The sequence below is a fragment of the Candidatus Accumulibacter sp. ACC005 genome (assembly GCF_907163215.1).
GTDB lineage: Bacteria > Pseudomonadota > Gammaproteobacteria > Burkholderiales > Rhodocyclaceae > Accumulibacter > Accumulibacter regalis.
The window spans coordinates 163,795-186,858 of the sequence record NZ_CAJQUB010000015.1 but is presented as its reverse complement, the minus strand read 5'-3'; the positions used below and the strand labels follow the sequence as shown (position 1 = coordinate 186,858).

Annotated in this window: 23 protein-coding genes and 1 pseudogene; 20 read left to right on the top strand and 4 right to left on the bottom strand. The window is 61.1% G+C overall.

The genetic code is table 11. The features are described from left to right. Nucleotides 1-175 precede the first annotated feature (175 nt). Nucleotides 176-1,579, bottom strand: coding sequence for a chromosomal replication initiator protein DnaA (dnaA, locus tag QZ613_RS18730; protein ID WP_291983549.1), 1,404 nt, complete (start codon nucleotides 1,577-1,579; stop codon nucleotides 176-178). 326 nt (nucleotides 1,580-1,905) lie between these two features. Between dnaA and rpmH the strand changes: the two genes are divergently transcribed. From rpmH to QZ613_RS18695, 7 genes are read left to right on the top strand one after another with little or no spacing between them, the layout of a single operon-like run. Next, nucleotides 1,906-2,040 carry a 50S ribosomal protein L34 gene (gene rpmH / locus QZ613_RS18725; protein WP_081444259.1) on the top strand — a complete coding sequence of 45 codons (135 nt, stop codon included), beginning with the start codon at nucleotides 1,906-1,908 and terminating at the stop codon, nucleotides 2,038-2,040. Further along, nucleotides 2,037-2,432 carry a ribonuclease P protein component gene (gene rnpA, locus QZ613_RS18720; RefSeq protein WP_291983547.1) on the top strand — a complete coding sequence of 132 codons (396 nt, stop codon included), beginning with the start codon at nucleotides 2,037-2,039 and terminating at the stop codon, nucleotides 2,430-2,432. Before rpmH ends, rnpA begins: the two co-directional genes overlap by 4 nt. A 7-nt stretch (nucleotides 2,433-2,439) precedes the next feature. Next, a complete protein-coding gene (gene yidD / locus QZ613_RS18715; RefSeq protein ID WP_291866834.1) occupies nucleotides 2,440-2,649 on the top strand; it encodes a membrane protein insertion efficiency factor YidD in 210 nt (69 codons plus the stop codon). 26 nt (nucleotides 2,650-2,675) lie between these two features. Further along, the gene (gene yidC / locus QZ613_RS18710; protein WP_043562530.1) at nucleotides 2,676-4,376 is read left to right on the top strand and encodes a membrane protein insertase YidC; all 1,701 of its coding nucleotides are present in this window, start codon (nucleotides 2,676-2,678) and stop codon (nucleotides 4,374-4,376) included. Next, complete coding sequence (gene mnmE / locus QZ613_RS18705) at nucleotides 4,342-5,718, top strand: tRNA uridine-5-carboxymethylaminomethyl(34) synthesis GTPase MnmE (protein ID WP_291983545.1); 1,377 nt, start codon at nucleotides 4,342-4,344, stop codon at nucleotides 5,716-5,718. Before yidC ends, mnmE begins: the two co-directional genes overlap by 35 nt. Nucleotides 5,719-5,777: 59 nt before the next feature. After that, a complete protein-coding gene (locus QZ613_RS18700; protein WP_043562533.1) occupies nucleotides 5,778-6,539 on the top strand; it encodes a methyltransferase domain-containing protein in 762 nt (253 codons plus the stop codon). Continuing rightward, nucleotides 6,540-7,319, top strand: coding sequence for a TSUP family transporter (locus QZ613_RS18695; protein WP_043562535.1), 780 nt, complete (start codon nucleotides 6,540-6,542; stop codon nucleotides 7,317-7,319). An 18-nt stretch (nucleotides 7,320-7,337) separates the two neighbouring features. Here QZ613_RS18695 and QZ613_RS18690 read toward each other — a convergent pair whose 3' ends face one another. The 3 genes from QZ613_RS18690 to ahpC all read right to left on the bottom strand — a co-directional run bounded on the left by QZ613_RS18690 (nucleotide 7,338) and on the right by ahpC (nucleotide 11,452). After that, nucleotides 7,338-9,059 carry a response regulator gene (locus QZ613_RS18690; protein WP_043562536.1) on the bottom strand — a complete coding sequence of 574 codons (1,722 nt, stop codon included), beginning with the start codon at nucleotides 9,057-9,059 and terminating at the stop codon, nucleotides 7,338-7,340. A gap of 131 nt (nucleotides 9,060-9,190) precedes the next feature. Beyond that, on the bottom strand, nucleotides 9,191-10,750 hold the full coding sequence (ahpF, locus tag QZ613_RS18685) for an alkyl hydroperoxide reductase subunit F (protein ID WP_291983543.1): 1,560 nt from the start codon (nucleotides 10,748-10,750) through the stop codon (nucleotides 9,191-9,193). A 138-nt stretch (nucleotides 10,751-10,888) separates the two neighbouring features. Next, entirely contained in the window at nucleotides 10,889-11,452 is a 564-nt protein-coding gene (gene ahpC / locus QZ613_RS18680; protein WP_291983541.1) for an alkyl hydroperoxide reductase subunit C, read from the bottom strand. A gap of 238 nt (nucleotides 11,453-11,690) precedes the next feature. Between ahpC and mnmG the strand changes: the two genes are divergently transcribed. From mnmG to QZ613_RS18615, 13 genes and pseudogenes are all read left to right on the top strand, one after another. Next, nucleotides 11,691-13,610 carry a tRNA uridine-5-carboxymethylaminomethyl(34) synthesis enzyme MnmG gene (mnmG, locus tag QZ613_RS18675; protein WP_291983539.1) on the top strand — a complete coding sequence of 640 codons (1,920 nt, stop codon included), beginning with the start codon at nucleotides 11,691-11,693 and terminating at the stop codon, nucleotides 13,608-13,610. After that, nucleotides 13,610-14,245 (top strand): 16S rRNA (guanine(527)-N(7))-methyltransferase RsmG, encoded by a 636-nt coding sequence (rsmG, locus tag QZ613_RS18670; RefSeq protein ID WP_291983537.1) that lies wholly within the window; start codon nucleotides 13,610-13,612, stop codon nucleotides 14,243-14,245. Before mnmG ends, rsmG begins: the two co-directional genes overlap by 1 nt. Nucleotides 14,246-14,257: 12 nt before the next feature. Beyond that, nucleotides 14,258-15,067, top strand: coding sequence for a ParA family protein (locus QZ613_RS18665; RefSeq protein ID WP_043562541.1), 810 nt, complete (start codon nucleotides 14,258-14,260; stop codon nucleotides 15,065-15,067). After that, nucleotides 15,064-15,903 (top strand): ParB/RepB/Spo0J family partition protein, encoded by an 840-nt coding sequence (locus tag QZ613_RS18660; RefSeq protein WP_291983535.1) that lies wholly within the window; start codon nucleotides 15,064-15,066, stop codon nucleotides 15,901-15,903. The genes QZ613_RS18665 and QZ613_RS18660 overlap by 4 nt, the downstream gene beginning before the upstream one ends. Then, a complete protein-coding gene (locus QZ613_RS18655) occupies nucleotides 15,903-16,418 on the top strand; it encodes an ATP synthase subunit I (protein ID WP_291983533.1) in 516 nt (171 codons plus the stop codon). Before QZ613_RS18660 ends, QZ613_RS18655 begins: the two co-directional genes overlap by 1 nt. Nucleotides 16,419-16,435: 17 nt before the next feature. Further along, nucleotides 16,436-17,207, top strand: a pseudogene (gene atpB, locus QZ613_RS18650) (F0F1 ATP synthase subunit A). Nucleotides 17,208-17,307: 100 nt separating this feature from the next. Further along, the gene (gene atpE / locus QZ613_RS18645) at nucleotides 17,308-17,565 is read left to right on the top strand and encodes a F0F1 ATP synthase subunit C (protein ID WP_169065069.1); all 258 of its coding nucleotides are present in this window, start codon (nucleotides 17,308-17,310) and stop codon (nucleotides 17,563-17,565) included. A gap of 40 nt (nucleotides 17,566-17,605) precedes the next feature. Then, the gene (locus QZ613_RS18640) at nucleotides 17,606-18,076 is read left to right on the top strand and encodes a F0F1 ATP synthase subunit B (protein WP_034912725.1); all 471 of its coding nucleotides are present in this window, start codon (nucleotides 17,606-17,608) and stop codon (nucleotides 18,074-18,076) included. Nucleotides 18,077-18,080: 4 nt separating this feature from the next. Beyond that, the gene (locus QZ613_RS18635) at nucleotides 18,081-18,617 is read left to right on the top strand and encodes a F0F1 ATP synthase subunit delta (protein WP_291983527.1); all 537 of its coding nucleotides are present in this window, start codon (nucleotides 18,081-18,083) and stop codon (nucleotides 18,615-18,617) included. A 10-nt stretch (nucleotides 18,618-18,627) separates the two neighbouring features. After that, nucleotides 18,628-20,166 (top strand): F0F1 ATP synthase subunit alpha, encoded by a 1,539-nt coding sequence (atpA, locus tag QZ613_RS18630; RefSeq protein ID WP_042330412.1) that lies wholly within the window; start codon nucleotides 18,628-18,630, stop codon nucleotides 20,164-20,166. A gap of 21 nt (nucleotides 20,167-20,187) precedes the next feature. Then, nucleotides 20,188-21,051: a F0F1 ATP synthase subunit gamma gene (gene atpG, locus QZ613_RS18625; RefSeq protein ID WP_042330410.1), complete on the top strand. Its 864-nt coding sequence runs from the start codon at nucleotides 20,188-20,190 to the stop codon at nucleotides 21,049-21,051. Between the two features lie 44 nt (nucleotides 21,052-21,095). Beyond that, nucleotides 21,096-22,496, top strand: coding sequence for a F0F1 ATP synthase subunit beta (atpD, locus tag QZ613_RS18620; protein ID WP_042330409.1), 1,401 nt, complete (start codon nucleotides 21,096-21,098; stop codon nucleotides 22,494-22,496). Nucleotides 22,497-22,564: 68 nt separating this feature from the next. After that, complete coding sequence (locus QZ613_RS18615) at nucleotides 22,565-22,984, top strand: F0F1 ATP synthase subunit epsilon (protein ID WP_291983611.1); 420 nt, start codon at nucleotides 22,565-22,567, stop codon at nucleotides 22,982-22,984. Nucleotides 22,985-23,064 lie beyond the last annotated feature (80 nt).

The following is a 23,064-nucleotide window of genomic DNA, read 5'->3' as shown; positions in this document are numbered from 1 at the left end:
TCTGTTGATACTTTGTAATTTATGTTTTTATTCAATGCGTTGACAAGATTTTTCGAACTGAAAAAAGTCTGTTTTCTCCTGTGGACCAAATCGAACAATTTATCCACAGGGACCTTTTGCCCTCTTTTTCCACTTTTCCTTTGCACTTTTTCCACGGACTTCTACACGCGCCACCCTAGCTCTTGAGGACCTGCTGCAGCACGTGCACGTCGTGGTTGAGTTCGTTCTCCTTGGTACGCAGGTCATCGATGGTGCGTACCGCGTGCAGCACCGTGGTATGGTCGCGCCCACCGAAGGCGCCGCCTATGGCCGGGTAGCTCAGCGTGGTCAGATTCTTGGTCAGCCACATGGCGATTTGCCGTGGCCGGACGATCACTCGCGTGCGCTTCTTCGAGAACAGGTCGGCCACCTTGATCTTGTAGTAGTCGGCAACCGTCTTCTGGATGTTGTCGACGGTGATTTGGCGGTTGACGGCGCCAATCACGTCCTTCAGCGCTTCCTTGGCCAGATCCAGCGATATCAGGCGACCGTGGAACGCCGAGTAGGCGAGTACCTTCTTGAGCGCACCTTCGAGTTCGCGCACATTGGAGCGCAGGTGTTTAGCGATGTAGAACGCCACTTCGTCGTCAAGCGCAACGCCATCGCCTTCGGCCTTCTTCTTGAGAATTGCCACCCGCATCTCCGTCTCCGGAGGTTCGATTTGTACGGTCAGTCCCCAATCAAAACGTGTAATCAGACGATCTTCAAGACCCGAGATGTTCTTCGGATAGGTGTCACAGCTGATCACGATCTGTTTGCGCGTTTCGCTCAGGGCGTTGTAAACGTAGAAAAATTCCTCCTGGGTACGGTTCTTGCCGTTGAAGAACTGTACGTCGTCGAGCAGTAGAACGTCGAGCGAGCGGTAGTAGCGCTTGAAGACGTCGAAGGACTTCTGTTGGTAAGCGCGTACGACGTCCGAGTAGTAGTCTTCGGCATGGACGTAACGGACGACCCGGTCGGGATAGTTGTCGAGTATGTGATTGCCGATGGCGTGGATCAGGTGCGTCTTGCCGAGACCAGCGCCGCCATAGATGAAAAGCGGGTTGTAAGTGGTCTCCCCGGGGTTGATCGAGACCTGCCGCGAAGCGGCGCGCGCCAGATCGTTGGCTTTGCCGACGATCAGGTTGTCAAAGGTAAAGGTCTTGATCAAGCGGGTTTTTTCGTATGCGGTACGGTCTCTTTCGGCGAGTGAGTTGGCACTGACGGCAGCCGCCGCCAGCGCAGCAATCGGGCGGCCATCATTTCGCTGCGCAGGGTTATTTGTTCCGGGCGCCGGTGGATTTGGCGGTGTGACGCGTTCGCCGAGGCTCAAGACGACGTTGACCGGCATCGAAAAGTGCTCGCTCGCCAACTCTTCGATGCGTGCCAGGTAGCGTTCCTTGACCCATTTCAGAATGAACCCATTGGGCGCCAGAAGCCGCAATCCGCGCGCGCAGTCCTCCTCTCCCTGCAGGACGAGGGGCCGAATCCAGGTGCTGAACTGCTGAGGCGGAAGTTCCTGCTCGAACTGGCTCAGACATGCGGACCAAAAGCTAGCCATCAATGATCATGGAGTAAAATCCCGAAATAGTGCGCCGATGCACGAGCGCAACGGCAGCCGTTCGCCATGACAAGACAGCTTGAAAATCATTGAGATGGACCGCTATCGCCGTGTGGCGCAGGCTACCTGCACGAGGCTGATAGCGAAGACCTGCCGCTGACCCTCGGCGCTTCGCATTTGTTGTCTTGTCTGGAGCGCTCAAAGGTCAATTCTAACCCGTTGAACGAAAGTTATCCACAGCTTCAGTCAAAATATGGTCTTGACAAGCTTTGCTCTAAAGCTGTCTAATTACGCGTTCACTTCGCAATGACTTCAAGGGTTTAACCATGAAACGCACTTATCAACCGTCGGTGGTTCGTCGCAAGCGCACCCACGGCTTCCTCGTCCGCATGTCTACTCGTGGCGGGCGTGCCGTCATCCGTGCTCGTCGAGCCAAAGGTCGTCACCGCTTGGCGGTTTGAGCGGCAGGACCTATCCCGTCAGCGATCTTTCGTTCGCCGCTGCCTCTTTCTCAAAGCGCTACCGCCTATTGAAAACGGATGAGTACTCATCCGTTTTTGGTTTCAGGAAGGCGCTAAAAAGCCGGCATTTCCTGCTACATTACCGCCCTCGCGACGCGGAGAACCTCCCCGATGCTCGGCTCGGCCTGGTTGTTGCCAAGCGCTTTCTGCGCCGGTCGGTCGATCGAAATCTGGTCAAGCGACTGGCAAGAGAGAATTTTCGCCTGCTGCGCGCCCGCCTTCGCTGCAATGATTTCGTGTTGCGTCTGGCGGTCAAGCCGAAAGCAATTGACCGGGAAGCTTTGGCGCTGGAGATCCAGCGTCTGCTGAGCAAGATGACCTCACCACAATAATGGACTGATGAAACCGTTGCTCCTCGCGCTGATAGGCTTTTACCGCTACGCGATAAGTCCCCTTCTTGGGCGTCGTTGCCGTTTCTTCCCCAGCTGTTCGGAGTACGCGGCGGAAGCCGTTGAAAAGTATGGCGCGGGCAAGGGAGGACGCCTTGCCCTGCAGCGGGTGTTCCGCTGTCATCCGTGGAATCCGGGTGGTTTTGATCCCGTACCCTGAATATCAATTGAATCGTATAGGCTTTCATGGATAACCGACGCCTGCTCCTGTTGCTGGTTTTCTCCTTCTCGCTGGTCATGCTCTGGGATGCCTGGCAGAAATACAATCAGCCGCCGCCAGTCGCCCCAATGGCGACAGCCGGGGCGGTGGCCCCCGGGTCGAGCGATGCCGCGGCGCCACAGCCGTCGGCAAGCCTGCATTCGCCGCTGCCGACGGTACCCGGCGAAGCAGCGGCACCGGTCGCGCCAGCGGGCGAGTCATTCACCATCAAGACTGACCTTTTCGTTGCCGAGATTTCAGCGCAGGGTGGTGACATCGTCCGCCTGGTGTTGCACAACTACAAGGACACCGAGGCTAAAAGCAAGGATTTCGCGCTCTTCGAGCGTCGTCATCATTACGCCGCGCAAAGCGGCCTGATCGGCGACGGTCTGCCAAACCACAAAACGGTCTTCTCTGCTTTGCCCGGCCCCCGCGAGCTCGGCGGTGACGCCAAGACTCTGCAGTTTCGCCTCGAGGCGCCGCCTGTCAATGGCGTAAGGGTTTCCAAGATCTACACCTTCACGCGCGGAAGCTACCTGATCGACATCACTCAGGAGATTGACAACGCTAGCGACAAGGAAGTGGCGCTTCATGCCTACTACCAGTTTCAACGCGATACCAAGGCTCCCGAGGGCGAGAGCCGGATGGTGTCGACCTTTACCGGTCCAGCCGTCTACACGGAGCAGGAAAAGTTTCAGAAGGTGCACTTCGCCGACATCGAAGCTGGCAAGGCCAAGTTCGTTACCCAGGCCGAGAATGGCTGGATCGCCATGGTTCAGCACTACTTCGTCGCCGCGTGGCTTCCTCCCGAGAAACTGCCACGCGAGTTCTATATGCGCAAGCTGGATGGCAACGTAGACCAGTTGGTGGCAGCCGGCGTCATCTTGCCGGTGCCGCTTACGGCACCTGGCTCGAAGACCGCTTTTTCCGTTCCCCTCTATTCCGGCCCGCAGTTGCAAGGAACCCTCGATCGTCTGGCACTGCCGAAGGCCGAGGGCGGACTCGGCGCGCAAGGTTTACCATTGGTTGTCGACTACGGCTGGTTGACGATCATCGCCGCGCCAATCTTCTGGTGTCTGCAGGCGATCCACAATGTCGTCGGCAACTGGGGATGGGCGATCGTCCTGCTCACCGTCGCCATCAAGTTGCTGTTCTTTCCGCTGTCGGCAGCCAGCTACAAGTCGATGGCCAAGATGCGTACCGTGACGCCACTTCTGGTCAAGCTCAAGGAGCGGCACGCCGGCGACCGCCAGAAGCTCAACCAGGAAATGATGGAGCTCTACAAGCGCGAAAAGATCAATCCGCTGGGCGGCTGCCTGCCCATCGCGGTGCAGATTCCGGTCTTCATCGCCCTCTACTGGGCCCTGCTTGGTGCGGTCGAAATCCGTGATGCACCGTGGATACTTTGGATTACCGACCTCTCGGCGAGCGACCCCTACTACGTGCTGCCGGTGGTGATGGTGGTCACCATGCTCATCCAGACCAGGCTCAACCCGACGCCGCCGGATCCGATCCAGGCAAAGGTGATGATGATGATGCCGTTCATCTTCGGCGCCATGTTCTTCTTCTTCCCCGCTGGCCTGGTGCTCTACTGGGTGGTCAACAACACCCTGTCGATTGCCCAGCAATGGCAGATCACGCGGATGATGGAAGGTGGCGCGAAAGCCGCCAACGACCCAAAAGCCTGAGTCGGGCAAAACGGCAGCGACCATAGCCGCCATCGCGACCGCTCCCGGTCGCGGTGGCATCGGCATAGTCCGCGTCTCGGGAACGAAGCTACTGGACTTCGCGACGGCGCTGAGTGGCAGGCAACCGGCTGCCCGCGTGGCGACGCTCGCCGAGTTCAAGGCTGCTGACGGTAGCGTCATCGACAGCGGCCTACTACTCCACTTTCCCGCGCCGAAGTCGTTTACCGGCGAAGACATCGTCGAGCTGCACGGCCACGGTGGCCCGGTGGTCATGAAAATGCTCCTGGCGCGTTGTCTGGAGCTTGGTGCGACCCTGGCCGAGCCTGGCGAATTCACCCGCCGCGCCTACCTCAACGGCAAGCTCGATCTGGCGCAGGCGGAAGCGGTCATCGACCTGATCGACGCCGCAACCGCAGCCGCAGCGCGCAGCGCCGTGCGCTCGCTGCAGGGTGAGTTTTCCCGCGCAGTGAATGGCTTGCTCGAACAACTGATCGAGCTGCGCGCGTTGGTCGAGGCGACCCTGGATTTCCCGGAAGACGAAGTCGATTTTCTCGAAGCCGCCGACGCTGTCGGCCGTCTTGGTCGCCTGCAACAACGCCTGACACAGGTCTTTGACCGCGCTCAGCAGGGCCGCTTGCTGCACGGTGGTCTGCACGTCGTCCTCGCCGGCCAGCCAAATGTCGGCAAGTCCAGCTTGCTCAATTGCCTTGCCGGCGACGACCTGGCGATCGTTACGTCCCTGCCGGGAACCACTCGCGACGTTGTGCGCAGCACCCTTCAGCTCGAGGGCATTCCACTGCACGTGATTGATACCGCCGGCCTGCGCGAAACTGCCGATCCGATCGAGCAGATCGGCATCGAACGCAGCTGGCGCGAGATCGAGCGGGCAGACGTGGTCGTTCTGCTGGTCGATGCGTGCACCGGCGTTGGCGAAGCAGACCGTGCCATTGTCGCGCAGTTGCCCCGTCATCTTGCCCGCGTGACGGTGCATAACAAGATCGATCTTGCCGGCCGCACCGCGACCAGCACCGATGACGCCGACGGCGTGACCATCGCCCTCTCGGCCAGATCGGGCGACGGCGTAGACCTCCTGCGCCAGGCCCTGTTGCGCATTGCTGGCTGGCATCCGGCCGAAGACGTGTTCATCGCCCGCGAACGCCATTTGCGTGCCCTGCAGCAGACCCGAGAGCGCATCGAGCAGGCGCAGGCACAACTGCCACGGCTGGAGCTGTTCGCGGAAGAGCTGCGTCTGGCGCAACTGGCGCTGGCGACGATCACCGGCGAGTTCACTGCTGACGACCTTCTCGGCGAGATTTTCGGACGCTTCTGCATCGGCAAGTAAGGCCGCTGCTGACTTTCTGCCCGCTGTCCAGGGCGCGTCAAAACAAAGGATTATAGGGAATGAGCTGGGACCCCGAGCAATACCTCAAGTTCGTCGAAGCCCGGCGGCGACCGGCGCTCGATCTGATCGCCCGTCTTGGCGGCAGCTGCCCCAGGAACGTGGTTGACCTTGGCTGTGGCGCCGGCAACATCACTCGACTGCTCGCCGAACATTGGCCGCAGGCCAGGATCATCGGCATTGACAGTGATGCGGCAATGCTCAGGAAAGCCTCATCGACGGCTTCACCGATCGATTGGCAGAAGGCCGACATCGCCGCCTGGCGGCCATCGGTGGCTCCTGATCTGATCTTTTCGAACGCCGCACTGCACTGGCTCGACGATCACCCGCAGCTGTTGCCCGCGCTGATCGCGCAACTCGCCGACGGTGGCGTGCTGGCCGTGCAGATGCCGTCGAACTTCACTTCTCCGTCGCATCAGATTCTGCGCAAGCTGACCGATGACTATCGCTGGCAACAGACGCTCGGCGGCATCGAGATGGGCAAGGTTCTCACGCCGGCCGAGTACCACCGTCTGCTGTCGCCACACTGTCGCCATCTGGACATATGGGAGACCACCTACTGGCAGGCACTCGGCGGTGACGACGCGATCATCGAATGGATGAAGGGAACGACGCTGGTGCCCTATCTGTCCCGTCTTGACGAGGTCGCCAGAGAGCAGTTTCTGGCCGCTTATCGCGCACCGCTGGCAATCGTCTATCCGCGCACCAGTGCCGGCCATACCTTGTTCCCGTTCAAGCGAGTCTTCTTCGTGGCACAGCGCTGAATGGAGTTTACGCCCGCCGAAGTGTCCGTTTTCTTCGCCCTGGGGATGGCCGCCTTGTTCGCCGGTTTCATCGACGCGGTCGTCGGCGGCGGCGGTCTGATTCAGATCCCGGCGCTGTTTACGACGCTGCCGAACGAAGTGCCAGCGACCCTCTTCGGCACCAACAAGTTCTCCAGTGTTTTCGGAACCAGCAACGCCGCCTGGCGCTATTCGCGTCGGGTCAACATGCCTTGGCGAACGACCTTGCCGGCGGCAATCGCGGCATTCGTCTTCTCCTATTTCGGAGCGGCGGCAGTTGCCTGGATGCCGCCAGAGCTGTTGCGCCCGCTGATCCTCCTGCTGCTTATCGGCGCGGCCATCTACACCTTCGCGCGCAGTGAATTCGGTGCCGTTCATCGGCCGCAGCACACGGGTCGCCGCGAGTTCGTCTATGCGCTGATCGTTGGCGGTGCAATTGGCTTCTACGACGGCTTCTTCGGGCCCGGTACCGGCAGTTTCCTGATCTTTCTCTTTATCCGTTTTTTCGGCTTCGATTTCCTGCACGCCTCGGCAGCGTCGAAAGTCGTGAACGTGGCCACCAACCTGGCGGCGATGGGCTATTTCCTCCCCAACGGTCACATCCTGCTCGGCGTTGCCGTGCTCATGGCCAGCTGCAATGTTCTTGGATCCCTGATCGGTACCCATCTTGCACTGCGGCACGGCAGTGGCTTCGTCAGGAAGGTGTTCTTGTGCGTCGTCAGCGCTTTCATCATCAAGTTTGCGTACGATACCTTCGCTTGAGTCTGTCTGCTTGGCGGCTCAGGCGTGCGGTTTGTCGCCCTGCTTGCGCGTCGCCGACAAGGGGATGACAGCAATCCCGTACTTGCGCGAGACGCGTTGGTACATCTCGCGTGCGGCAATCACCTTGGGGTTGCGCAGGTCCCTTTCCTGAGCCATCTGCAGGTAGCCGAGACCGCGCTTGGCCAGCGCGGGATTCCATCCCTTGAGTTCGAGAAGGGTGAAAATGGCTTTGCTGGCGTTGACCAGGAACTGCAGGTTGGGTACCCGTTCGGCGGCTTCGATGAGCAGCTTCACCGAGCCATCGAGATCGCCACTGCGCGCGGCAAGCACGCCGCGGTTGTTGAGGTCGACAATTTCCTTGCCGACCTGCGCGAGTAGCGCCTGACCCGTTACTTCGTTTCCGGTCTTGGCGTAAATGCTTTCGATCTGGGCGATCATCGCGCGGTCCTGGTGGTTCTCGGCGGCGACCTTGCGGACCACTTCCTGGGCGCTGGCTTCGTTGCCCGTGGCCAGGCACGCGTGTGCCAGATCGAGCGCCTGCTTGCTCGAAACCAGGCCATCCTTGCCGTCAGCCTTCAAGCCATCGTGCAGGACGAGAGCTTTCTCGACGGCCAGCCTGGCTTTGGTCGGATCGCCCTCCTTGTTCGCGCATAAGCCATCGACGACCAGGGCTGCCAGTTCGCCCTGTTTGCTGCCGCGCCAGTCGCGGCGGAGTTCGCCGGCAATCCGCTTGGCACCTTCGACGTGTCCCAGATCGAGCATTGCGCGCGCGAGATTGGAATAGTCGTCGATGTTGTTCAGCGAAGATCCACGCCTGCGCTCGAGCACTTTTCCGTAGGCGCGTTCGGCGGTCTTGAAGTCCTGGTTTCGCGCCGCCACGTCGCCGACCATCCGTTGCCGGGCCGAGTTGTTGGGCGAGATCAGCGCTGCCGATTGCAAGGCTTCCTGGGCCTCGCGCAGCTTGCCCATCTCTTCACGTACTTCGGCGAGAAAATCGTAGGCGGCCATGAACTCCGGGAAATCGTCGATCAGCGCCTGGGCGACGATTTCGCCTTCGGCCAGACGCTGCTGGCTGCGCAGCGCGGTCGCCAGACCCATGCGTGCCCAGGGCACCACGCGCTGCTGCAGCACCTGTTCGAATACCGCCTGGGCTTCGGCTGGACGTCCGAGCACGTTGAGAATCTCGCCCTTGAAGCGCAGCAGGTCGAAAAGGAAGCCGCTCTCCTGCGCGAGCAGGCGTTGGCAGGCCTTCAGCGCGTCGCTGAAGGCGCCGTTGTCGAGATGTTCGTAGAGCGGCGCGAAGAACTGCTTGCGGTACAGCGCACGTACCAGCCTGCCGTGCAGCTCGTCGGCGGTGAAGGGTTTGATCAGGTAGTCATCCGGGGCCAGTTCGGCGATCGAGACGACATTGTGATAGGCGCGCTCGCTGGTAATCAGCATGAATACCGTCGATAACGCCACCAGGCGTTGCTGGCGCAGTTCTTCGAGCAGCTGCTGGCCGTCGCGTCCGTCCTCGAGCTGGTAGTCGGAGAGGATGATGTCGAAATGATGTATGCGCACTTGCCGGAGAACTTCGGCCGAGGTGCCGGCGTTATGCACCGATGTGACACCCAGTGCCGAAAGCATGATGCGCAGCGAGCTGCGTGCGTTGGGATAGCGATCGATGAGCAAGGCCCGCTTGAGCGCCAGCTCCTTGCTCATCTTGTGGAGCAGATCGGCGGTCGTCTCGGGTGTCCTCATGACTGGCACATTACCTGACCGTGCCCTGGCGGGCAAGCCAGGGAGTCAGCTCGCCGCGCGGGGTCAGCGCCCAGCAGCGTCGCTGACCGCTGGCGGTGCGAGCCGGGCGCCGACTTCGCTGCCCGTGCTGTTCAGCAGGGCTCGCTGCGGATGAGGTGATCGAAGGCGGTAAGCGCAGCTTTGGTGCCCTCGCCCATGGCGACGACGATCTGTTTGTAGGGGACGGTGGTCACGTCGCCGGCGGCGAAAACGCCCGGCAGTGAAGTGGCGCAGCGGGCGTCGATCTCGATCTCGCCGCGTGGCGACAACTCAAGCGTCCCCTTGAGCCACTCGCTGTTCGGCAACAGACCGATCTGCACGAAGATACCGGCGAGGTCGATGCGCCGCTTTTCGCCGCTGGCGCGGTCGGTGTACAACAGGCCGTCGACCTTCTCGCCGTCGCCGCTCACTTGCGTGCTCAGCGCCTCGGTGATCACCTCGACGTTGCCCAGACTGAACAGCTTCTTCTGGAGCACCGCGTCGGCACGCAGGGTCGCCTCGAACTCGAGCAGCGTGACGTGGCCGACAATGCCGGCAAGGTCGATTGCCGCTTCCACGCCCGAGTTGCCGCCACCGATCACCGCCACCCGCTTGCCTTTGAACAATGGTCCGTCGCAGTGCGGGCAGTAGGCGACGCCATGACCCCGGTACTCCTTTTCGCCGGGAACGTTCATTTCCCGCCAGCGCGCACCGGTAGCCAGGATCACCGTCTTGCTGCGCAGCGTTGCGCCGCTGGCCAGGCGAATCTCGGTCAGGCTGCCGGCGGCCTGTGGCAGCAGCGCTTCGGCGCGCTGCAGATCCATGATATCGACGTCGTACTCCCTGACGTGCTCCTCGAGTCCGGCAGCGAGCTTCGGCCCGTCGGTGGCCTTGACGGAGATGAAGTTCTCGATCGCCAGGGTATCGAGTACCTGCCCGCCAAAACGCTCGCTGACCACGCCGGTGCGGATTCCCTTGCGTGCCGCGTAGATGGCGGCGGCTGCGCCCGCCGGGCCGCCGCCGACGATGAGGACGTCGAAAGGCTGGCGAGCGCTGATCTTCTCGGCTTCCCGCCGGGTGGCACCGGAATCGATCCTGGCGACGATCTCCTCCAGGGCCAGGCGGCCCTGGCCGAAGGGCTCACCGTTGAGAAACACCGTCGGCACGCCCATGATCTGGCGCGCACTCACTTCGTCCTGGAACAACGCCCCGTCGATCATCTGGTGGCTGATGCCGGGGTTGGTGACGGCCATCAGGTTCAGCGCCTGCACGACGTCCGGGCAATTGTGGCAGGAAAGCGAAATGAAGGTCTCGAAATGGAACTCGCCGGGAATGGCGCGAATTCCTTCGATCACGCTGGCGTCGACCTTCGCCGGGTGACCGCCGACCTGTAGAAGGGCGAGAATCAACGAGGTAAATTCGTGCCCCATGGGGATGCCGGCAAAACTGATGCGCGCCGTTTCACCCGGCAGACCGACCGAAAACGACGGCTTGCGCGCAGCGTTGCCGTCTTCCCTGAGGGTTACTTTGTCGCTGAGCGCGGCAATCTCCTGCAGCAGGGCGAGCATCTCGCGGGCGGCTTCGCTGCTATCCGGCGAAGCAACTATCTCGATCGTTCGCTGCAGTTTCTGCAGGTAGGCGACGAGTTGAGTCTTGATGTTGGCGTCGAGCATGTCCTTGCGTCCTTGTCGAGTGGCATGGAAAGGGTCCCAACGCAAAGGGGCCGCCAAGCATCGCTTCGCGGCCCCTTTGCGTTGGGACCCGGTCTCACGCTGCGCGGAGCATCCGCCAGCGTGAGTGAGCGTTTGCTCCTAGATCTTGCCGACCAGGTCGAGTGACGGAGCGAGCGTCGCGTCGCCCGGAGTCCATTTGGCCGGGCAGACTTCACCCGGATGACTGGCGACGTATTGGGCAGCCTGCACCTTGCGCAGCAGCTCCTTGGCGTCACGACCAATGCCCAGGTCGTGAATCTCGCACACCTTGATGACCCCTTCGGGGTTGATGACGAAGGTGCCGCGTAGTGCCAGACCTTCCTCTTCGATCATCACCTCGAAGTTGCGGGTGATCGCGCCGGTCGGGTCGCCGATCATGGGGTAGGTGATCTTCTTGATTGTCTCGGAAGTGTCGTGCCACGCCTTGTGGGTAAAGTGCGTATCGGTGGACACCGCGTAGATTTCGACGCCAAGTTTCTGGAACGAAGGGTATTCGTCGGCCAGGTCACCGAGTTCGGTCGGGCAGACGAAAGTGAAGTCGGCCGGGTAGAAGAAGACAATCGACCACTTGCCTTTAAGATCGGCGTCGGAGACGGGGCCAAACTTGCCGTTGTGAAAAGCGGTTGCTTTGAACGGTTTGATTTCGGTATTGATCAAGGACATCTTGAGCTCTCCTTCGGGTTGAGTGAATGAACTGAATCGACGAGCCGATGGTAGTGGATTCGACAGCATTGTTCCAATTGATTCTCGCAATTCGAGTCATAGCCAAGCGCTATATGCACCAAGTTGAGAGGATCGGCGCCGCGCTCTCGCGCTCGCTGAAACCTGTTATTTTTCAGCGAACTGCCGTAGAATTCCGCTCTTTTGCGCAGCTCAGTGCGCGAGGAAGGCCGGACTGCCCATGCTCTTTCCTGACCGTTTCGAGGTGATTGTCGTCGGTGGCGGCCATGCCGGCACCGAGGCGGCCCTGGCCGCGGCGCGCACGGGAATGAAGACCCTGCTGCTGACGCACAACCTCGACACCCTCGGTGCGATGAGCTGCAATCCGTCGATCGGCGGCATTGGCAAGGGGCACCTGGTCAGAGAGGTCGATGCGCTCGGTGGAGCGATGGCCGAGGCGACCGACGAGGCGGGCATCCAGTTCCGCACCCTCAACTCCAGTAAGGGTCCGGCGGTGCGTGCGACGCGGGCGCAGGCCGACCGTGTCCTCTACCGGCAGGCGATTCGCCGTCGCCTGGAAAACGAGCCGAATCTGACCATTTTCGCGCAAGCCTGCGACGATCTGATCGTCGAAGCTGACCGGGTTGCCGGGGTGGTGACCCAGCTCGGCGTGCGTTTTTCGGCGCGAGCGGTGGTCTTGACCACCGGTACTTTTCTCAACGGACTGATCCACGTCGGCATGTCGAACATGGTTGGCGGACGCATGGGTGACCCGCCAGCGGTTTCGCTGGCGGCACGGCTGCGCGAGCTGCAATTGCCGGTCGGGAGGCTGAAGACCGGCACGCCGCCGCGGCTCGACGGGCGGAGCATCGATTTTTCGCGGCTGGTCGAGCAACATTCGGATCAGCCGCGTCCCGTCTTCTCGTTTCTTGGCGACGCGGCGCGGCACCCGCAGCAGCTGCCGTGCTGGATTACCAGTACCAATGCCGGCACGCACGACATCATCCGTGCCAACCTCGACCGCTCGCCGATGTACACCGGGGTCATCGAGGGCGTCGGCCCACGCTACTGTCCTTCCATCGAAGACAAGATTCACCGCTTCGCCGGCAAGGACAGCCACAACATCTTCCTCGAACCGGAAGGTCTGAACACGCACGAGATTTACCCCAACGGGATCTCGACCAGCCTGCCGTTCGACGTCCAGCTGGCGATCGTGCGCTCGATTCGCGGCCTCGAGAACGCGCACATCCTGCGTCCGGGCTATGCCATCGAATACGATTACTTCGACCCGCGCGCGCTCAACGCGTCGCTGGAGACGAAGGCCATCGGCGGACTGTTCTTCGCCGGTCAGATCAACGGCACGACGGGTTACGAAGAAGCTGCCGCGCAAGGCTTGCTGGCCGGGGTCAACGCCGCCCTGCTGGCGCAGCAGAAAGAGTCCTGGACACCGCGTCGTGACGAAGCCTATCTCGGCGTGCTGGTCGACGATCTGATTACCCGCGGCGTCGCGGAACCCTACCGCATGTTCACCAGCCGCGCCGAGTATCGCCTTTCGCTGCGCGAGGACAACGCCGATATGCGCCTGACCGAACATGGTCGCCGCCTCGGTCTGGTTGACGATCGACGCTGGGCGGCTTTCTGCGCCAAGCGCGCAGCGATTGGCGCTGAGCAGGAGCGCCTGAAATCGACCTGGGTACAGCCGGGAAAGCTTGCCGACGGCGAGGCGCTGCGCGTCTTCGGCAGGGAACTGGAGCACGAGTACAGCCTGCACGATCTTCTCCGCCGTCCGGATGTGAGTTACCCGGCATTGATGAGCCTGCGCTTTGGCGAGGCGTCGGCTGACGCCGGCTTGACCGATGCGCAGGTCATCGAGCAGGTTGAAATCCAGGCCAAGTATCAGGGTTACATCGAACGCCAGCAGGAAGAAGTGGCCAGGAGCCTGGCCAACGAGGAACGCTGCTTTCCGCCCGACTTCGATTTCGCCACTGTCGGCGGCCTGTCACGAGAGGTGCAGCAAAAGCTGTCGCTGCAGCGCCCGCAGACGCTCGGCCAGGCGTCGCGAATTCAGGGCATGACGCCGGCGGCGATCTCGATCCTGACGGTGTGCCTCAAGCGTGGCGAGTCGGACGCTCAGCGCCTGCGCGCTGCTGGCAGCGCTTGATGGCTGCGGCGGAGCAACTCGAACGGGGCTTGCAGGATCTGGGCATCGAGCTCACTGCGAGCGCGCAGAACAAGTTGCTCGCCTACGCAACGCTGCTCGAGAAATGGAACCGGACCTACCGCCTGACCGCAGTGCCGAATGCGGCGCAGACGGTCAGCCATCACCTGCTCGATTCACTGGCGGTGCTGCCCTTCCTGAGCGCCGAGAGCCTGCTCGATGTCGGTAGCGGCGGTGGCATGCCCGGGATCCCCCTGGCCATCGCCCGCCCCGAGCTGCGCGTCGTCCTGCTCGACAGCAATTCGAAGAAGAGCGCCTTCCTGCGGCAGGCGGCAATTGAGCTGGAACTGGCGAATATTGCCGTACACTGCGGGCGGGTCGAGGAGTATCGGCCAGCGTTTTCTTTCGCGGCGATCACCGCGCGCGCTTTCGCCGATCTGGCCGAGCTGGTCAGGCTTTCGCGTCACCTGTTGCAAGTGGACGGCCACTGGCTGGCCATGAAGGGCATCTGCCCGCAGGCCGAGATTGCGCGTTTGCCGGCAGACGTCGCGGTCGACGCGCTACATCGTCTGGCAGTGCCGGGGCTTACCGGCGAGCGGCATCTGGTGCTGATCAGCAGCCGTGCCGCCGGGCATTGAGGGGGAGTTGATTTGGCAAGAATACTCGCGGTAACCAACCAGAAGGGCGGCGTCGGAAAGACGACGACCGCCGTCAACCTCTCTGCCTGCCTGGCCGAATGCGGCCAGCGCGTATTGCTCATCGACCTTGACCCGCAGGGCAACGCGACCACCGGTTGCGGTGTTGTCAAGCGTGGCGCCATGCCGACCGTCTATCAGGTGCTGATCGGTCGGTCGACGGCCGCGCAGACTCGCCTGAGCAGTGACTTCGGCTTCGACGTGCTGCCGGCGAACCGCGAACTGGCGGGAGCCGAGATCGACCTGATCGACCTCGGGCAGCGCGAATATCGTCTGCGTGACGCGCTTGGCAGCGTCCGCGAGGACTACGACTTCATCCTCATGGATTGCCCACCGGCATTGAACATGCTGACCGTCAACGGTCTGGTGGCCGCGGATACGGTGATGATTCCGATGCAGTGCGAATACTATGCCCTGGAAGGCCTGACCGACCTCGTTGCGACGCTGAAGAAGATCCGCGCCAACCTCAACCCGAGGCTCGAGATCGAGGGGCTGCTGCGCACCATGTTCGACCCGCGATCGACCTTGACGCAACAGGTTTCGTGCGAACTCGAAGGACACTTCGGCGAGAAAGTCTATCGCACGATCATCCCGCGCAATGTTCGTCTCGCCGAAGCGCCGTCCTACGGCAAGCCGGTGATTGCCTTCGACCGTAGCTCCAAGGGGGCGCAAGCCTATCTTCTCCTGGCGCAGGAGATTCTCGACCGCCGCGCCGACAGGAAGCGCGCGGGCGCAACGACCGCCGGACTGGGAGTCGAGTCATGAAACTCAAGGGCTTGGGCCGCGGTCTCGACGCCTTGCTGGCCGGCAACGACGCGCAGAACAAGGAGCAGCTGCGCAGCGTGCCGCTGGCCGACATCCAGCCCGGTAAGTACCAGCCGCGCACGCACATGGACAGCGCGTCGCTCGAAGAGCTGGCTGCGTCGATCAGGATGCAGGGCCTGATGCAGCCGATCCTGGTCCGCCCGGTGAGCGAAGAGCGCTACGAAATCATCGCCGGCGAGCGACGCTGGCGGGCGGCCAAGATGGCCGGCTTGAGCGAGGTTTCGACCTTGATCCGGGAGATTCCCGACGAGGCGGCGTTGGCCATGGCGCTGATCGAGAACATCCAGCGCGAGAACCTCAACCCGCTCGAGGAAGCGCTGGGCCTGCAGCGCCTGATCGACGAGTTCGCCATGACCCACCAGCAGGCAGCCGACGCCGTCGGTCGTTCGCGGCCGGCGGCGTCGAACCTGCTGCGCCTGCTGCAGCTGGCGCCAGCGGTCCAGGAGCTCCTGATGCGCGGCGACGTGGATATGGGCCATGCGCGCGCACTTCTCCCGCTGGCGGGCGCGCTGCAGGTTCAACTGGCGCAACGCGTGGTGCAGAAGGGATTGTCGGTGCGCGAAACCGAGCGCCTCGTCCAGTACGCGCTGCGGCCCCCGAAGGAGCAGGCACCGCCTAGGCCGGATCGCGATGTGCTGCGTTTGCAGGACGAATTGGCTGACCTCTTGGGGGCGCAGGTGGCCATTCGCGCCAACCAGCGCGGCGCCGGCAAGGTGCTCATCGAGTTCGGCGATCTTGATCAGCTTGAAGGAATCCTGCAGCGCCTGCGTCATTAATGCGGCGCAGCATAGAGGCGTTTTGGCAGCCGGCTGATACCGCACGCAAGGCAGATTTTGCAGCGAAAAGGGAACTTGGGACTTTCTTGCACATGCGGTTTGATTCGGCTAAAGGAGTCTGGTATCCTGCCAACGTTTTGGAGGGGCTGGTCGTGCATTCGCAGGTTCGCTGGTTTTTCCGCTGCCAGGCGGTCGTCACCCTGGTGGCTGCGTTGATAGCGGGCCTTGCACTGGGGGTCGATGCGGCTGTTTCCGCTGCGCTCGGTGGTGGCATTGCGATTGCCAGCGCTCTGGCCTATGTGTGGCGCGCTTTGCGGCCGAAGGGAACGGCGGTTGCCGATGCGAAAAAGGCGTTCAGTTCCCAGGTCGCTGCCGAAGGTTACAAGTTTGCGGTGACTCTTCTGCTGTTTGCCCTGGTGTTCAAGGGCTACGCACAGCTCGCCGCCTTGCCGCTCTTCCTTGCGTATGCTGCAACAATTGTCGTTTATTGGATGGCGCTGCTCAGACAGCACTAGTCAAACAGGGGAAAAACATGGCTTCAGGCGAAGCGTTAACGAGCAGTGAATACATCGTCCACCACCTGACCAACAACGCGGTTGGTGAAGGATTCTGGAGTCTTCACCTGGACACCTTGTTCGTTTCCGGCATTATCGGGCTGGTCGCCTTTCTCGGCATGGCCAAGCTTGCCAAGGAGGCGACCTCCGGTGTTCCCGGCCCGCTGCAGAGTTTCATCGAGATCCTGCTGTCCTTCGTCGACCAGCAGGCCAAGGACACGTACCACGGCAGAAGCCCGCTGGTGACCCCCCTGGCCATCACCATCTTCGTCTGGGTCTTCCTGATGAATGCCATGGACCTGATCCCGGTCGACTTCCTGCCCTTGATTCTCGGCGTTTTCGGGATCCATTACTTCAAGGCGGTGCCGACGACCGATCCCAATCTGACGTTCGCCATGTCCTTGACGGTCTTTACGATCATGATCGTCATGGGCATCAAGGTGAAAGGCGTGGGCGGTTTTTTTTCACGAGGTCGTCGCCGAGCCATTTGGTATCAAGCTGGCGCCGCTCAATATCGTCTTCCGTCTCATTGAAGACCTTGCCAAGCCGATTTCTCTCTCGCTGCGTTTGTTTGGCAACATGTACGCCGGTGAAATGGTGTTCGTCCTGATCGCGCTGCTCGGCGTCTGGCAGTTGCCGCTGGCTCTGCCGTGGGCCTTGTTCCACATCCTGATCATCACCTTGCAGGCTTTCGTGTTCATGATGTTGACCATCGTTTATCTGTCGATGGCCAGCGAGTCCCACGGTTAGCGGGCGATCGCCGGGTGTCATCATGCTCTGTCTGATTCACGCCGTTCCTGTTTAATCCATTTAGCATTTTTTGTTAGGAGAACCACCAATGGAAGCCGCTCTGTCAATGTTGCTTGGTAACACCGCCATCGCCGTCGCCATCCTTATCGGGGCGGGTGCCCTTGGTACCGCTATCGGGTTCGGTATTCTTGGTGGTCGCTTCCTCGAAGGAGCCGCTCGCCAGCCGGAAATGATTCCGACCCTGCAGGTCAAGATGTTCATCGTTGCCGGTCTGCTCGACGCGGTGACCATGATCGGTGTCGGTATCGCCCTGTTCATGCTCTTTGCGAACCCTTTCATCGCCGTCGTCAAGGGCTGATCGCTTCTCCTTTCCGACTCACCCCTAGAAGGAGGTTAGCGTGAATATCAACGCAACGTTATTTGGCGAGGCGGTCTGGTTCGGTGTCTTCATCTGGATCACCATGAAGTACGTCTGGCCGCCCCTGCAGAAGGCCATTGCCGATCGCCAGGCACTGATCGCCGAGGGGCTTGCCGCCGGTGAGCGTGGGAAGCACGAACTCGAGCTTGCCGGGAAGCGTTCCGCCGATTCCCTGCGCGAAGCCAAGGTGAAGTCGGCCGAAATCGTCGTCGCCGCCGAAAAGCGCGCCTTGCAGGTGATTGAAGAGGCGAAGCTGGCGGCAAAAGTCGAAGCCGACAAGGTCGTCGCCTCAGCACAGGCCGAGATTGCTCAGCAGGTCGAGCAGGCCAGAGCCGAACTGCGTGGCAAGGTCGCCGATCTCGCCGTCGCCGGCGCGGAGCGCATCCTGAAGCGTGAGGTCGATGCCAAGGCGCACGCGGAGATGCTGGCCGCACTGAAGCAGGAACTCTGAGACCATGGCCGAACTCGCTACCATCGCGCGTCCCTACGCTGAGGCGGTTTTCCGCGTCGCGTTGGAAAACAAGGCGCTTACGGCTTGGTCCGAGCGGCTGTCGCTGCTCTCCGCACTCGCCGCGGATAGCCGGATGCTTTCATGCATCGGCAACCCCGAACTGTCTGCCGCGCAGAAGAGCGAACTTTTCAAGTCGCTGGCTGGCGAGGCGCTTGAGGGCAGTGAAGCCAATCTGATCGACGTTCTTGCCGCCAATGAGCGGCTTTCCTCCCTGCCGGAAATCGCGAACCTGTTCGAGACGCTCAAGGCCAGCCAGGAGGGCGTCAAGGAAGCGACGATCTACAGCGCTTTTCCGGTCGATGCAACGCAGCGCAAGGCGCTAATCGCGGACCTCGAAGCGCGTTTCAAGACCCGGCTGACTGCCGACGTGGTCGTCGATCAATCATTGATCGGCGGCGTAAAGATTGTGGTTGGCGACCAGGTCCTCGACACTTCCGTGCGCGGAAAATTGGAGAGCCTGCGGTTGGCGCTCAAGAACTAGGAGAATTTCCATGCAGTTGAATCCTTCAGAAATCAGCGAACTGATCAAGAGCAAGATCGAGAATCTTGCGATCAGCGCCGATCTGCGCACCCAGGGCACCGTTGTTTCGGTGACCGACGGCATCTGCCGTGTCTATGGCCTTACCGACGTCATGCAGGGAGAAATGCTCGAGTTTCCGGGCAATACCTTCGGCATGGCGCTGAACCTCGATCGCGACTCGGTTGGCGCGGTGGTTCTCGGTGAGTACGATCAGATCAGCGAAGGCGACACGGTCAAGACGACCGGTCGCATCCTTGAAGTTCCGGTCGGTCCCGAGCTTCTCGGCCGCGTGGTCAACTCGCTTGGCCAACCGATCGACGGTAAAGGCCCGATCAACAACAAGCTGACCGACAAGATCGAGAAGGTGGCCCCTGGGGTGATCTGGCGCAAATCGGTTTCGCAGCCGGTGCAGACCGGCCTGAAGTCGATCGACGCGATGGTGCCGATTGGCCGTGGTCAGCGCGAGTTGATCATTGGTGACCGGCAGGTGGGCAAGACCGCGGTGGCAATTGATACGATTATCAACCAGAAAGGCCAGGACCTGATCTGCATCTACGTTGCCATCGGTCAGAAAGCCTCGACCGTCGCCAACGTCGTTCGCAAGCTCGAGGAGAATGGCGCGATGGCGTACACCACCGTCGTTGCTTCCACCGCCTCGGAAACTGCCGCGCTGCAGTACATCGCGCCATATTCCGGTTGCACCATGGGCGAGTACTTCCGTGATCGCGGCCAGGATGCCCTGATCATCTACGACGATTTGACCAAACAGGCATGGGCCTATCGCCAGGTGTCCCTGTTGCTTCGCCGGCCGCCAGGACGTGAGGCCTACCCGGGTGATATTTTCTACCTGCATTCGCGCCTTCTTGAGCGTGCGGCACGCGTTTCCGAAGAATGGGTCGAGAAATTCACCAATGGCGAAGTCAAGGGCAAGACGGGCTCGCTGACTGCCCTGCCGATCATTGAGACGCAGGCCGGTGACGTTTCCGCCTTTGTCCCGACCAACGTCATCTCGATTACCGACGGGCAGATCTTCCTCGACACCGACCTCTTCAACGCCGGTGTCCGCCCGGCCATGGACGCCGGTATCTCGGTCTCGCGCGTCGGTGGTGCGGCGCAGACCAAGGTCGTCAAGAAGCTCGGCAGCCATGTTCGTCTGGCGCTCGCCCAGTATCGCGAACTCGCCGCGTTCTCGCAGTTCGCGTCCGACCTCGATGAAGCGACTCGCAAGCAGCTCGATCGTGGACGCCTGGTAACCGAGCTGATGAAGCAGCCGCAATACTCGCCAATGTCGATCTCCCAGATGGCAATCACCCTGCACGGGGTGAACAAGGGCTATTTCGACGACGTCGATGTGACCAAGGCGCTGACTGTCGAGAAGCAGATGCAGGCTTTCATCGCGCAAAAACACGCCGACCTCATCAGCAAGATCGAAACAACCAAGGATCTCGACGCTGACGCTGAGCAGAAGCTCACCAAGGCGATCGAGGAGTTCAAGGCCACACTGGCCTGATGATCGATCGAGGAGGTTGCCATGCCTAGCGGCAAGGAAATCCGCAACAAGATCAAGAGCATCGAGAGCACGGCCAAGATAACCAAGGCCATGCAGATGGTTGCTGCATCGAAAATGCGCAGGGCGCAGGACAGGATGCGCGCGGCCCGCCCTTACGGCGAGAAGATTCGTCTGGTAGCCGGCAACCTCTCGCACGCCCTGACCGACTACCGCCATCCCTTTCTGACCGTACGTGAGCAGGTGAAGGCCATCGGCTTGATCACGGTTACCTCCGACAAGGGACTGTGCGGCGGGCTGAACACCAACCTCCTGCGTCTCGCGCTGACGAAGATGAAGGAGTGGGATGCCGAAGGCAAGAAGTTGCGCGTCACGACGATCGGCAGCAAGGGGCTGGGCTTCATGCAGCGCGCCGGCGCCGACATCGTTTCGCAGCTGACCGGGCTCGGCGACACGCCGCACCTGGAAAAGCTCATCGGTCCGGTCAAGGTTCAGCTCGACGCCTACATCAACGGTGAGATAGACGTCCTGTACATCGCCTGCACGCAGTTCATCAACACCATGAAACAGGAACCGACCTTCTATCAGTTGCTGCCGCTGTCTGGCGAACTGGTCGGTGGCGGCGAGAACCGCTGGGACTATATTTACGAGCCCGATGCCAAGACGGTGATTGACGACCTGCTCGTGCGCTATGTCGAGGCGATGATTTACCAGGCGGTTGCCGAGAATATGGCTTCGGAACAGAGCGCCCGCATGGTCGCCATGAAGTCGGCTTCGGATAACGCCAATAACGTCATCGGTGAACTCAAGCTGGTGTACAACAAGGCTCGTCAGGCCGCGATCACGCAAGAGATTTCGGAGATATGCAGCGGCGCAGCGGCCGTCTGACGTCCGACCACGCGATAGTTAGTTTATTGATTAGGGATACAACCATGAATCAAGGAAACATTGTTCAGTGTATCGGCGCCGTCGTGGACGTCCAGTTCCCGCGTGACGCCATGCCCCACATAAACAACGCCCTCCTGCTCGACAAGGCCGAAGAGTCGGATATGTGCGAAGCCGATCTGGTGTTCGAGGTTCAGCAGCAACTGGGCGACGGTATCGTGCGCACGATCGCCATGGGGTCGTCCGATGGCCTCCGCCGTGGCATGAAGGTCAACGATACCGGTGCTGGCATCTCGGTACCGGTTGGTGACGCCACGATCGGCCGCATCATGAATGTTCTCGGTCGACCAATTGATGAAGCCGGGCCAATTGCCACCGAAGAACGACGTTCCATTCACCAGTTGGCACCCAAATTCGACGAGTTGTCGCCCTCCGTCGATCTTCTGGAGACCGGCATCAAGGTCATTGACCTCGTCTGTCCTTTCGCCAAGGGCGGCAAGGTTGGCCTGTTCGGCGGCGCTGGCGTGGGCAAGACCGTCAACATGATGGAGTTGATCAACAACATCGCCAAGCAACACGCGGGGCTTTCGGTTTTCGCCGGGGTCGGCGAGCGGACTCGTGAGGGCAATGACTTCTACCACGAGATGAAGGAGTCGAATGTTCTCGACAAGGTGGCGATGGTTTTCGGTCAGATGAACGAGCCGCCGGGCAACCGCCTGCGCGTCGCGCTGACCGGGCTGACCATGGCCGAGCGCTTCCGTGACGATGGCCGCGATATTCTCTTCTTTGTCGACAACATCTACCGTTACACGCTGGCCGGAACCGAGGTATCGGCGCTGCTCGGCCGGATGCCGTCTGCGGTGGGCTATCAGCCGACCCTGGCCGAAGAAATGGGCCGCCTCCAGGAACGGATCTCGTCGACCAAGGTAGGTTCGATCACTTCGATTCAGGCCGTCTACGTGCCCGCCGATGACCTGACCGACCCGTCGCCGGCGACCACCTTCCAGCACCTCGACTCGACCGTCGTTCTGTCTCGTGACATCGCTTCGCTGGGCATCTATCCGGCCGTCGACCCGCTCGACTCGACCTCGCGTCAGCTCGACCCGCAGGTGGTTGGCGAGGAGCACTACGGCATTGCCCGTGCAGTGCAGATGACTCTCCAGAAGTACAAGGAACTGCGCGACATCATCGCCATTCTCGGGATGGACGAGCTGTCGCCGGAAGACAAGCTGGCCGTTTATCGGGCCCGGAAGATTCAGCGTTTCCTGTCGCAGCCGTTCAGTGTGGCCGAGGTCTTTACCGGCTCGCCGGGCAAGTATGTTCCGCTCAAGGATACCCTCAAGGGCTTCAAGATGATCGTCGAGGGCGAATGCGACAACATTCCCGAGCAGGCCTTTTACATGGTCGGCGGTATCGAAGAAGTGTTCGAGAAAGCCAAGACCCTCTAAAAGGGGATCAGGGAACGTCGCTTCGCCCCGCTTGCGGGCGCGAAGACGACTTGCAAGGGAAGAAGACCATGTCAATCAGAGTACATGTCGACGTTGTCAGCGCGGAGGAGTTGATCTTCTCCGGGCAGACCGACTTCGCGGTTTTTCCAGGCGAGGCGGGTGAGCTCGGTATCTATCCGCGCCATACGCCGCTGCTGACCCGCATCAAGCCGGGGACCGTGCGCCTCAAAATACCGGATCGTGAAGAATACGAGTTGGTCTATGTGTCCGGCGGGATGCTGGAGGTACAGCCGGCGCTGATTACGGTACTGGCCGATACGGCGGTGCGCGCAGCGGACCTGGACGAGGCCAAGGCGATCGAAGCAAAGCGTCATGCAGAGGAGATGCTTCGCGACCATACCTCCGATGTTGGTCTGGCTTCGGCGGAAGCCGAGCTGGCCCAGGCCGTGGCTCAATTGGCGGCAATCAAGAAACTTCGCACGCGCTGAAGAGCCGTCGAGGCCGGGGATGTAGACGCTCCCTCCGGCACAACGGCAGGAAAAAGGGCAGCCCAGGCTGCCCTTTTCTT